This window comes from Blautia sp. NSJ-140, from assembly GCF_022868965.1.
Lineage (GTDB): Bacteria > Bacillota > Clostridia > Lachnospirales > Lachnospiraceae > Blautia_A.
Genome location: NZ_JALIFS010000002.1, coordinates 1 through 12,570 on the forward strand (window position 1 = coordinate 1; position 12,570 = coordinate 12,570).

10 protein-coding genes and 1 rRNA gene are annotated in these 12,570 nt (G+C 42.2%); 9 read left to right on the plus strand and 2 right to left on the minus strand.

Annotation, left to right across the window (positions count from 1 at the left end; all coding sequences use genetic code 11):
• Positions 1-220 (plus strand): 23S ribosomal RNA (locus MUB50_RS02430); the annotation flags it as partial.
• A gap of 223 nt (positions 221-443) precedes the next feature.
• On the opposite strand, the gene MUB50_RS02435 is transcribed toward MUB50_RS02430, so the two are convergent.
• Positions 444-956: a DUF5605 domain-containing protein gene (locus tag MUB50_RS02435; protein ID WP_118624290.1), complete on the minus strand. Its 513-nt coding sequence runs from the start codon at positions 954-956 to the stop codon at positions 444-446.
• Entirely contained in the window at positions 925-1,725 is an 801-nt protein-coding gene (locus MUB50_RS02440) for a DUF5060 domain-containing protein (RefSeq protein WP_244789970.1), read from the minus strand. Before MUB50_RS02440 ends, MUB50_RS02435 begins: the two co-directional genes overlap by 32 nt.
• Positions 1,726-2,061: 336 nt before the next feature.
• Between MUB50_RS02440 and MUB50_RS02445 the strand changes: the two genes are divergently transcribed.
• The 8 genes from MUB50_RS02445 to MUB50_RS02480 all read left to right on the plus strand — a co-directional run bounded on the left by MUB50_RS02445 (position 2,062) and on the right by MUB50_RS02480 (position 12,559).
• Positions 2,062-2,673 (plus strand): ECF transporter S component, encoded by a 612-nt coding sequence (locus MUB50_RS02445; RefSeq protein ID WP_118514791.1) that lies wholly within the window; start codon positions 2,062-2,064, stop codon positions 2,671-2,673.
• A gap of 379 nt (positions 2,674-3,052) precedes the next feature.
• The gene (locus MUB50_RS02450) at positions 3,053-3,472 is read left to right on the plus strand and encodes a MarR family winged helix-turn-helix transcriptional regulator (protein WP_118514789.1); all 420 of its coding nucleotides are present in this window, start codon (positions 3,053-3,055) and stop codon (positions 3,470-3,472) included.
• Between the two features lie 28 nt (positions 3,473-3,500).
• On the plus strand, positions 3,501-4,799 hold the full coding sequence (locus MUB50_RS02455) for a cytidylate kinase family protein (RefSeq protein WP_118624296.1): 1,299 nt from the start codon (positions 3,501-3,503) through the stop codon (positions 4,797-4,799).
• Between the two features lie 143 nt (positions 4,800-4,942).
• Entirely contained in the window at positions 4,943-6,130 is a 1,188-nt protein-coding gene (locus tag MUB50_RS02460) for a helix-turn-helix transcriptional regulator (RefSeq protein ID WP_147419610.1), read from the plus strand.
• Between the two features lie 140 nt (positions 6,131-6,270).
• Positions 6,271-7,692: an MFS transporter gene (locus MUB50_RS02465; RefSeq protein ID WP_244789985.1), complete on the plus strand. Its 1,422-nt coding sequence runs from the start codon at positions 6,271-6,273 to the stop codon at positions 7,690-7,692.
• 259 nt (positions 7,693-7,951) lie between these two features.
• Positions 7,952-10,717 (plus strand): alpha-L-rhamnosidase, encoded by a 2,766-nt coding sequence (locus tag MUB50_RS02470; protein ID WP_118624302.1) that lies wholly within the window; start codon positions 7,952-7,954, stop codon positions 10,715-10,717.
• Position 10,718: 1 nt separating this feature from the next.
• Positions 10,719-11,573 carry an MBL fold metallo-hydrolase gene (locus MUB50_RS02475; protein WP_118624304.1) on the plus strand — a complete coding sequence of 285 codons (855 nt, stop codon included), beginning with the start codon at positions 10,719-10,721 and terminating at the stop codon, positions 11,571-11,573.
• Positions 11,570-12,559: an ROK family protein gene (locus tag MUB50_RS02480; protein WP_118624306.1), complete on the plus strand. Its 990-nt coding sequence runs from the start codon at positions 11,570-11,572 to the stop codon at positions 12,557-12,559. The genes MUB50_RS02475 and MUB50_RS02480 overlap by 4 nt, the downstream gene beginning before the upstream one ends.
• Positions 12,560-12,570: the final 11 nt, after the last annotated feature.

Below are 12,570 nucleotides of genomic sequence, written 5' to 3' on the forward strand. Positions count from 1 at the left end.
GACCGCTGGTGGACCGGTTGGCTTGCCAAAGCCATGGCCGGGTAGCCAAGTCCGGAAGGGATAAACGCTGAAGGCATCTAAGCGTGAAGCCCCCCTCAAGATGAGATATCCCATTCTTATGAAGTAAACCCCCTTGAAGACGACGAGGTAGATAGGGCAGAGGTGGAAGTGTGGCAACACATGGAGCTGACTGTTACTAATCGGGTGAGGGCTTGACCAAAAAGCAGGTCGTAATTGATTCAAGTGATTAACCATCAACAAAGCATGTATGTAGTTTTGAGAGTATAAAAATTAAGCAATATTTAAACTGTTTGGTTTAGATATTGCTTTTTTTGATGTAATTAAAAACAAATATTATGCATGGCAATTAAAAAATAAAAACGGAAAGTTCATTTCTCAAAATAAACAGAGAAGAACTTTCCGTCTTTTATTTTATCACGATATTATTCTTCCACAGCAAGAAGTGCAATACCTTCTTTTGCTTCGCCAAGATCAAGCCATGTGATTCCGCTGGCGCCAGTCATGATGGTTTTTCTTGTCATGTTCCAGGTGTCAATGACATCAATTTTGTATTTATGGTCTTCTGGAAGGATGAAGAAAGGGTTTCTTGGGCAGTGTTTTCCAAGGTATTTGATGTAAACCTGATCACCGCATCTTCCGGAAAAGATTTTATCTTTCAGCGCACCTGCATCATCTTCTGGTTCAGTAAGGCTGGTAACGAGAGAGATGATCGGATGATCCGGGCCGGCTTTATATCCGAGAAATTCATCTCCGAATGTTACAGATTCCGGCTCGTACCAAGGTTCAATGGCAGAAGGAAGGCTTTCCATGAGTTCGCGGAGAAAAGCGATTCTTTCCGGGCTTTTGCCTTTCAGTTTTCCGCCTTTTGCCCACCAGAGTACATCGTCATCGGAAAGATAGGTTTCACCGATTGCTGAGAAGATGGTCGTAAACATCTTCCTCTTTTATGATTTCTTCGATTTTGTACCATTCCTCTTTTGATTTGGCAAAACATAAGTCATATTCGTTTGCCATGCTCCACCAGATACCTGGGAATGCAGATAAACGGCGGACAAGGTAGCGAAGATAAGTTTCATTCTGTTCTGGTGCTAATTTTGAGAAGCCCCATCTGTCGTAAGGATGGAATAAGATAAGATCTGATTCAATATCCATTTCCTGAAGCTGGGAGATCACTTCTTCCAGATGATTCCAGAATTTGTAGTTTGGATGATCTACATCCCAGTTTCCTTCTGCATCTTTGCAAAATGCGAATTCCCGAGGTTCATTTTCGTTAAATTCATAGGATTTTGGGAAAACGCAGAAACGAATCTTATTAAAAGGAGACGTCTGCAGTGTCTGCAGAGTTTCTTTTTCCAGGGCGTCATCCTGATGGATCAGCGCATATACGGTAGTTCCAAAAGGAATGTAGGAGTCTCCGTTTTCGTAGACAAAATGGCAGCCCTGTGTGTGCACCATTCCGTGCTGCGTGGATGCAGTACATTCTTCCTGTCCTTCTGCTTCTACGGCACCTGTGACTTTCCAGGAGTAGACTCCGGCTTCGCGCGGAAGAAAACGTACTTTATAGGTTCCGTTTCCATCATAAAATCCTTTAACCGACTGAGAGGAATTGCCGTTTGTGAATACAGCTTTGATATCGGCAAGTGCTTCTGAGCTGTCTGGTTTTTCTCCCTGGAAAACCAGTTCAAACATTTTGTTCTGAATCATATTTTTATCTCCTTTGATTGTTTTTAGCACATTTTTTATAAAAAATTTCAAATCATGTTAAACGAATTATGACAACTATATTTTAACAACAAATCAGTGTTACATATATCTTAATTTTGATGTTTATATCTTTATTTTGATGTTTGTATCTTTATTTTGCACTGTTTGCGATTTGAGTGTTATTTTACTAACTTACAAAACTGTACCCTAAAAAAGAATAAAAATTGTCACTTGTCATATATCCACTCATAAAGTATCATAACATCTGTGTTATTACACTGACACGCTAAAACAATCATACACAAAAGTAATAACAGAACGAGAGGGGACATTATTATGAACACACAGAACAACACAGTAGTCAAGCTTGCAGAAACTGCATTACTTGCAGCGTTATGCTACGTATCCTTTACATTTTTGCAGATCAAGATCCCAGTGCCGGGTGGAGATGCAACATCGATCCATATCGGAAATGCTTTCTGCGTGCTGGCGGCATTACTTCTTGGCGGCGTATATGGAGGACTTGCAGGTGCGATCGGAATGGGAATCGCGGATGTGATGGATCCGGTTTATATTACAGGTGCGCCGAAAACTTTTATCCTGAAATTCTGTATCGGTCTGATCGTAGGTCTTGTGGCACATAAGATCGCGAAGATCAATGAGAGCACAGATAAGAAATATGTTTTTAAATGGAGTGTGATCGCATCCATCGCAGGACTTGCATTTAATGTAATCGCTGATCCGATCGTGGGATATTTTTACAAGCAGTATATTTTAGGGCAGCCACAGAAGCTTGCAGAGGCACTGGCAAAAATGAGCGCGGCGGCAACCTTTGTCAATGCGGTTGTATCAGTGATCCTGGTAGCAATCATCTATAATGCGGTTCGTCCGGTATTGATCAAGAGTCATCTGCTCACAGTTACTAAGAAAAAAGAACAGACAGCATAATTTATTGAATTGCTATAAGTAAGTTTTCAGCGTGGTTGTGGAGAGCAATAAGCAGAGTGCTTTGTCCAAATCCAAATTCATAAAGAAGTATATAAATAACAGTTTTCAACAGTTATTCTTACGAACATTTTACAGATGTGAAAGTAAGAATAGCTGTTATTTTTTTACACTAATACGCTGTAACATACATATATTGTGTGCTTTTCATAAAAATAAGAAAGATAAATTGTGCAATATTCCAGACAAAATATAAAAAACATATTGACACAGCAAAATAAAATAGTTATAATTCTAAACGTTTGAATTATAACTATTAACATGATTAAATCGAATGCTTTTATCCGTTTGATTAGATAAAGGAGAGGAAGTGAACATACAAATGCAGGATTCATTTCACTATCTGGCCATGGTAAATCAGATGATGATCCAGAAAAAGCTCATGGAGCAGCTGAAAACCACAGGTCTTACGCTGGGACAGCCGAAAGTTCTGGATTATCTGAAGGATCATGATGGTGCCAGCCAGAAGGAAATTGCGGCAGGATGCCTGATCGAAGCAGGATCACTGACCTCCATACTGAACCGCATGGAGGAGAAAGGCCTGATCGAGAGAAAAATGCTCAACGGAAACCGTCGGACTTTTCATATTTTTATGACAGAATCCGGTAAGAAAAATCAGAAGCTTGTGGAAGCTGCTTTTGAAAAAATAGAAGAAACAGCATTTTCCGGTATTTCAGAAGAAGAACAGAAAAGATTTATGCAGACATTTGAAAAGATTTATAAAAATCTTAATGCTAAATAAATGAAACAAAAAGAGAGGGGAATAAATAATGGACAAACTGAAACGATATCTGATTTTTCTGGTAGGACTGTTTGTGAACTCGCTGGGAGTCAGTCTTATCACCAAGGCGAACCTGGGAACGTCGCCAATCTCATCGATCCCGTATGTATTAAGCCTTAACTTCCCGTTTACGCTCGGAAACTTTACCATCTTTTTCAGCATTTTTCTGATCGTACTGCAGCTGATAATCCTGAGAAAGAATTTTAAACTGGAGCATATTTTACAGATTCCGGTATCCATTGTATTCGGATATTTTATCGATCTTACCATGCTTCTTTTTTACTGGGTAAACCCGGAGATGTATGTGATGAAGATCGTTTATCTTCTCATCGGATGCCTGATCCTCGGTTTTGGTGTGTACATGGAGGTTCTGGCCGATGTAGTTATGCTTCCGGGAGAATCTTTTGTCCGCGCGATCGTCCTTACCTGGAAAACAAATTTCGGAACTACCAAGATCTGCTTTGATGTTTCCATGGCTGTGATCGCCGCAGTACTGTCATTTGTTTTTGCAGGCAGACTGGACGGTGTGCGTGAAGGCACTGTAATTGCCGCACTGCTGGTTGGATTTATCGCGAGACTTTTCGGAAAGAAGCTTGCTTTTGTAAAAACAATGCTGTTTCCGGAGGCTGTTCAGGAAGAACAGCAGAGAGAACAGCAGAGAGAACAGGCGGCTCAGACACAGCATGGCATTCAGGGAAAAAATGTCATCGCTATAGGAAGACAGTTTGGAAGTGGCGGCCACGATATCGGCAAGGTACTTGCAGAGAAGCTTGGCTATGATTTCTATGATGCAGAGATCATTCAGATGGCAGCAGGAACAACAGGCTATACACCGGAATTTATTAAAAAGAATGAGGAGATCATGACAAACAGCCTCCTCTATGATCTTGTCAATCAAATGTATTTAAACAGTAATTCTCAGGATGAGGCACCGAAGGATAAGATTTTTGCGGCGGAGTCAAAGGTAGTACGTGAGCTTGCAGAAAAAGGAAACTGCGTGATCGTGGGCCGGTGTGCAGATTATGTTCTCCGAAATTCAGAAAACTGTCTGAAGGTATTCTTCTCAGCACCTCTTGAGAGCAGAATCAAAAGAGTTTCCAAAAGACAGAATATCTCTGAAAAAGAGGCAAAGACAGTCGTACAGAAAAATGAAAAGCTCCGTGCAGACAACTACCGTTATTACACAAGAAGAATGTGGGGAGCAGCAGACAATTTTGATCTCAGCTTGAACACTGATCTTGGCGAAGATTATATCGAAATCTGTATCCGCGGAGCGATGAAACTGTAATTACGGAGTATTCCGTACCCGGCAAAATCCTATACAATTTGCAAAGAGTCTGTGTTATGATGAATAGCAGATAGACACGATACATGGATTTTACAGCATCACTGATTTTGTGAATTGCTATAGGAGAGTTGGGGAAATTGCTTATGGGGGATCATAAAAAATACATATTAAACAGATTGGCTGAACTGACAGGCGTTGATATTTTTTGTCAGGCAGACGAAACGTTGTCAAGCTATCAGAGAAATTCAGAACTGAATCCGATTTTCAGGAACAGCCAGCTGAGAGAACGATTAATGAAAGAGGCGGCCGCTCAGAAGCTGCCTCTTCTTCATAAAGAGGAAGACAGTATTTATTTTATCTGTGTAAGATCAGAGGGACAGTACTATTTTGCAGGTCCGCTCAGTCTGGGCGCGCTGAATAAGGTGGAGCTGCATAAATACTATAAGCGTTATGGGATTCACACAGATAAAGAGAAAATCTTGAAAAGATTTCAGTTTTCGGAAGTGATGGACATTGCACAGATCATGGATGCAGTTTTAAATGAAAATACAACAGAGGATATGGAGCTTGCCAAGGTAAATCATCTGGCTGCAGGCGCAGAAGAGCTAGAAGCGCAGGAAAAGATCATTTACGAAATAAAAAAAGACGAAGAAAATGCCTATCACCATACGTATCAGGAGGAACGTCAGCTTCTGGACTGTGTGCGGGAAGGACGCGTGGAGGACGCACTTCATTTTACCCGGACAATGGATGGAGATATCGGAAAATTATCCGGAAAAGTACTGAACCAGTGGAGAAACACGGCGATTGTAGGAATCACTCTTTGTACCCGGGCCGCGATCGAGGGCGGAATCTCGCCGGCCGCAGCGTATCAGCTGAGTGATTTTTACATCAGTAAGTGTGACAGCTGTCAGGACATTGCACAGATGATCCGATACCGGAATTCTGCAGTTGAGAAACTGGCATCCGAGGTAAAACGGAAGCTGGAGCAGAAGCACACCTCAAGCTATGTGGAGCAGTGCAGGGATTATGTACAGAAGCATTACAGGGAAAAAATTTATCTCGATGATATCGCAGATACTCTTGGAGTAAGTGCCAGCTATCTGTCACGGCTGTTCAGTAAAGAGACCGGTGAGCGGCTGCAGGATTACATTACCCGTGTGCGGATAGAACGTGCAGCCAATCTTCTGACGTATTCCAATGAATCTTTGTCCAAGATCGCAGAATATGTGAATTTTCCGTCACAGAGCTATTTTGGAAAGGTATTCCGCGAGCAGAAGCAGCTGTCTCCGAGAAAGTACAGAGAGGTACATAAGCCAAAAGAATTCTAAATTATACTGATATTGATAAAATATAGATAAGATAACGACAAAAACAACAAAATAAAGATATATAAAAAGCGCGGCGGGGGTTATAGTAAGTTCATCGAAAGAAAAAACCGAAAAGGAAAGGGAAAAAAGGAGGAGGAGATATGTTCAGTTTAGCAAGTAAACATGATGACCCCAACGCCAAGCTGGCATGGAGCGAACGTATCGGCTATGGTACAGGAGGATTTGCCTTTAACATGATTAATGGTATCATCGGATCATTCCTGACCATCTATTTTACCAGTACAATAGGACTTAATGCTGGTATCATCGCAACGATCTTTGCAGTATCAAAGGTATTTGACGGAATTTCAGATGTAATTGTAGGACGTATGGTTGACCGTACAAAATCAAAGCTCGGAAAAGGACGTTCCTGGCTGCTGAGAATGTGTATCCCATTTGCAGTTACAACAATGCTGTTGTTCTTTGTTCCGCAGAACTTCCCGGAAATGGCACAGTATGTGTATATTTTCCTGATGTATAACATTGTAAATGCAATATGTCTTACCGGTATGCTGGTGCCGTATTATTCCATGATCTCACTGTTGACAGCAAATCCGTATGAGAGAGGATTCATTGGAAATCTTCAGCAGATCTTCCAGACACTGGGAAATGTAGTTATCAATTCAACATTCGTTACCTTACTTGGAATCTTTACAGACAGCACTGAGACGATCTACACACAGAGAGCATTCACGATCACAATGCTGATCTACTGTATCGCAATGGTTGTTATCACATTTTTCTGTGTTTTCTCAACAAAAGAGAGAGTACATTCAACAGATGATGAGAATGCAAATGATCAGAAAGCAGAGAATGCAGGAAGAGAAGCCGGTACATGGGAAACTGTAAAGGCGCTTCTTCAGAACAAATACTGGGTGATCGTAACAATTGCAAGCTTTGTAGTATTCTTCGTAGTTATCATGTATGCAATGGGAAATGTTTATTACTGTCAGTATGTTCTTTATGATATGGGACAGTACGGATGGGTATCCAACTCTATTTCCATCGCACAGTTCGCGATCATGTTTGTAACACCGGCCTTTATGAAGAAGTTTGGAAAAACAGCAGTTTATGAAGCTGGTATGGTAGTTATGGGACTTGGTTTCCTTGGATTTGCAGTACTTGGCGGTTCCAGCACGATCGTAATGATCGTATGTAACGTACTGAAAGGCTGTGGTGTTGGTATGGCCGGTGGTATGGCACTTGGTATGGTTGCTGATACCATTACATACGGAACAAAGAAAACAGGTATTGATACCGTAGGTCTTGGAAATGCCGGCGTTTCTGCAGCGCAGAAGATCGGTCTTGGTCTTGGTACAGCAGTATTCGGATGGGTTCTGAACGGAGCCGGATATGACGGATCCCTGGATGCCAAAGGTATTGCACAGCCGGAGAGCGTTTCCACAGCAATCAATTTCATGTACAACTGGCTGCCATTTATCATGGTAATTGCTATGTTTGTTATCATGTTTATCATGTATCACTGTGAAAGAGATTTAAAGAAAATGGAAGCTGCCGAATAAGAAACTTTCGAAATAAAAACAGATAAATAAAGTTTTCCGCCCATGTAGATCAGCTGTGAAGCTATGACAGCTGATCTGTGTGGGCGCTTTTTATGTCGTGGAGAACAGGAAAATATAAAAAAAGGTAAAAATATTTATAAATACATCAAAATAAAAATATAAAATACAGAAACCTCATGCTATGATAACGTCAGAGTAAAAAAGAAAGATACCAGAAAAAACAGAGCGTAATCATATAAAAAGGCAAGGAGAGGGATACATGAGAATTAAAAATGTAAGAATAAACGGCATGGAAAATCCAACAGGCTTTGATTTTGGAACTGTATGTGTATCATGGAAGGTTCGTGAAGCTTCCGGAAAAGAGCAGCAGAATGTAAAAATCGAAGTGTCATTGACAGAAAGCTTCGAAGAAGTTCTTTGTGTAAAAGAAGGAAAAGAACTGAACAGTGCAGCAGAAAAACTGGAGTTTCAGCAGAACGCACACACAAGATATTATGTGAGAGTTACCGTTACAGATGATAAGGGCGAAACTGCTGTTTCAGAACCGGCATATTTTGAGACCGGAAAAATGGAAGAGCCGTGGGTTGGAAAATGGATCACAACAGAGAAAGAAGATACTTTCCATCCACTGTTTGTGAAGAGCTTTGAAGCGAAGAAGGGTCTGGCTTCTGCAAGACTTTATATCTGTGGACTTGGACTTTTTACAGCAGAATTAAACGGAAAAAAAGTCGGAGATGAAGTTCTTACACCATATTACAGCAATTATCATGATGAAGAGCAGTACATTACTTTTGATATTACAGAAAATGTGAAAGAACAGAACAGACTCACAGTATCTCTTGGAAACGGCTGGTTCAAAGGAAAATTCGGACTGAATAACCAGAGCAACAATTTCGGAGATGAATTTAAACTGATCGCAGAACTTCGTCTTGTATATGAGGATGGAGAGGTTCAGGTGATCGGAACGGATGAGACATGGGAGTACATTGGCTCTGATGTGGAAGATGACGGAATCTACGATGGAGAGATCATCAACCATCTTTTATGGAAGGAGAAAGAAAACTTACCGAAAAAGGCAGTTCTCACAGAGGCAGAAGGAAAGTTGGTTGCAAGATACAGCCTTCCTGTAATGGAGATGGAGGATATGCAGGTAAAAGAAGTGATCTATACACCGCTTGGCGAAACAGTACTGGATTTCGGACAGAATTTTGCAGGATATGTAACATTTCGAAACCATCTGCCGGAAGGAACAAGAATTGTATTTGATCATGGCGAGATTCTTCAGGATGGCAATTTTTATAATGAAAATTACCGTTCTGCAAAATCACAGTTTGTATATGTATCCGATGGCAGAGACGAGCTGGTTCGTCCTTCTTTCACATACTTCGGATTCCGTTATGTACGTGTAACAGGATGGCCGGGAGAGGCAAAGGAAGAAGATTTTACAGGAAAAGCCCTTTACTCAAAGATGGACAGAACCGGATACATTGAGACCGGACATCAGGGCGTGAACAGACTGTTCCTGAATGCACTGTGGGGTCAGAAATCAAACTTTATAGATTTTCCGACAGACTGCCCGCAGAGAGATGAAAGACTGGGATGGACCGGAGATGCACAGGTGTTCTCAGGAACTGCCAGCTTCAATATGGATACCACTGCTTTTTATCATAAATTCCTGCATGATTTAAGAAACGAGCAGGTAAAATATGATGGAATTCTTCCTGGCGTAATTCCGGTGCTGGATCCAAACGGACCGATCTTTTCCAGCGTGTGGGGAGACATTGCGACAATCCTGCCGATGGTGGTTTATGAGCATTCCGGAAATGTGGAAACTCTGAGAGAAAATTACCCGATGATGAAAGACTGGGTAGACAAGATCACGAAAGAAGACAAGGCAAGAGGACAGAAATATCTTTATGATTTCGGAAACCAGCTTGGTGACTGGCTGGCTCTTGACGGAAGAACAGAGCAGAGTATGGAAGGTGGAACAGATGCCTACTATATCGGCTCTAACTATTATGCAATGTCTGTACAGAAAACTGCAACGGCAGCAGAGATTCTGGGATATAAAGAGGATGAAGCTTACTATAAAGATCTCTATGAGAAGATCAAAGCTGCGATCATCCGTGAGTATTTTACAGAAACAGGACGTTTGGCTATTGATTCACAGACCGGATATATTGTAGCTCTGTATTCCGGAATCTACAGAGATAAAGAGGCTGTTGTGGCCGGCCTGAAAGCAAGATTTTATAAAGACTGCTATAAATTAAAAGGCGGATTTACCGGTGCACCGATCCTTTGCAGAGTTCTGGCAGAAAACGGATTCGAGGAGGATGCGTTCTACTTCCTGATGCAGGAGGAGTATCCGGGATGGATGCACTGTATTAATCTTGGTGCAACAACCATCTGGGAAAGATGGAACTCTGTTCTGGATGACGGACACTTAAGCGGTACCATGATGAATTCCCTGAATCATTACTCCTACGGTGCGATCGTAGAATATCTTTACAGAGACGTGGCAGGACTGAAGGCACTGGAGCCTGGATTTAAGAAAGCACTGATCACACCGTTAATGAACGGAAAACTGAAATATATGAACATGACCTACGATTCTGCATACGGAGAATACAAGGTATCCTGGAAGGTTCTCAAAGATGGAAATGTAAGTGTAGACATTCAGGTACCGTTTGGATGCAGCGCAGTGATCGGCCTTCCGTTCTATGAGGGAGAGGTTACAGAAGTGGCAGCAGGAAGCTATCATTATGAGTATCGTCCTATAGAAGACCTGCGCCAGCGTTATAATCACAAAACCATGTTCAAGGATATGATGCACGATCCGGAAGCAATGAAGGTGATCGAGAGAGTATCCCCGATGCTGATGTACTTCCTTTCCACCGGAAATCAGGATTATTTTTATGAAAGCCTTCAGAGTCTGGAAAAGCTGTCCTATATGGGCTTCACCAGAGAGATCGTAGATAACTTAAGTGCGGAATTATCCAAGCTGATGGATATGGAGGAGAAATAAGATGGCAGATTTTTACAGAGCAGAAAAATTGAATGACAGAATGACAGCAGTCATCAGTCTTACCGGTGAGATCATGTATCTTATAAGCGGAGAAAAAAAATCCGTTCTCATTGATACGTGCGTAGGTGCCGGAAATCTTCGTGCGTTCGTGGAAACGCTTACCGATAAGCCACTTACCGTACTGCTTACACATGGTCATATCGATCATGCCATGGGTGCACCGGAATTTGCAGATGGCTGTGAGATTTATATGAATCATGCAGATGCAGAACTGTATCTGAGAATGAATGACGTAGAAGGCCGTAAGGGTTATGTTATGGCAGGCCTTGGAGGAAAAATGCCGGAAGGACTTGAGGATACATTTCTTCCTCCGACAGAGGTAGACTTTAAAGATCTGAAAGATGGAGACAGCTTTGACCTGGGTGGAACAACTGTGGAAGTGTATGCACTTCCCGGACATACACCAGGAAGCATGGTCATGCTGGTACCGGAAGAAAGAATCCTGATCCTTGGAGATGCCTGCAATAATGCAACCTTTCTCTTTGACGGAGATTCCCTTACTGTTGAGGAATACAGAGAGAATCTTATCGAGGTACAGAACAGGCTGGAAGGACGTTTTGACAGCACCTGTCTCTGCCATCATGTGATAAAGGCATCAAAAGACATGATCAACAGCGCGATAAATGTCTGCGATGACATCATGAAGGGAAACACCGATGATGTAACGTTTGATTTCATGGGCCAGCAGGCTTTTGTGGCGAAGAAGGCAAGTGAATGCTTTGTGCGTCTGGACGGTGGAGAGGGAAACATCATCTACAATAAAGAAAAAATCCACAAAAAAGAGGTGACACGATGAATTATCTGGCAATCGATGTAGGAGGAACTTTTATCAAATATGCAGTGATCACAGAGAACTGTTCCATCCTTGAAAAAGACAAGACTCCTACAAGGCAGGAATCTTTGGAAGTATTTATCCAGTCTCTGGAAGAAATCTGCCGGAAGATCAGAGAGCACTATACGATCGAAGGAATCGCGCTCAGTATGCCGGGAATCATTGATTCCAAAAAGGGCTTTATGTATACTGGAGGAAGTCTTTTCTGCATCAGTAACGTAAATATCGTAGAGATTCTGGAGCAGAGAGTGGGAATCCCGGTCACTGTGGAAAATGACGCCAAATGTGCGGCCCTGGCAGAAATCTGGCAGGGTTCTCTGAAGGAATGCCAGAATGCAGTCGTGGTAGTCTGCGGTACAGCAGTAGGCGGAGCTGTGATCTGTAACCGTGAGATCGTCAGCGGAAAAAATTTCATGGCCGGGGAATTCAGTTATGTGATCACGGACAGCAAGGACGAGTACAAAATGGCAAACTGCCTTGCAGAAACAGCCGGTGCAAAAGCACTTATTCAGAGTGTGTCAGATAAAACAGGCATTCCGGTAGAGGAATTAAACGGAGAAAAAGCGTTTTCACTTGCCAATCAGGGGAATGAAAAGGCAATTGCCGGAATCCGTGAGCATGCGAAGAAGCTGGCCATTCACATTCACAACTGTCAGTATATGTTTGACCCGGAAAGGATCGCAGTGGGCGGCGGGATCAGTGAACAGCCGCTGCTTCTTCAGCTGATCCGTGAGGAAATTGCGAAGATCAATGATATGTTCCCGTGGACACTTCCGGTTCCGGAGGTAACAAGCTGCCGTTTTTATAATGATGCGAACCTGATCGGGGCAGTCTATGTACATATGAAAGCAAGAGAGAAAAAGATCAGCCTGGATAAAGTCAACGAGCTGATGGAATTACTGGAAAACAGAAGAGAAGGAGAGTACTTAAGAGCTCTTCTCACAGAGTAACAGGAGGTAAA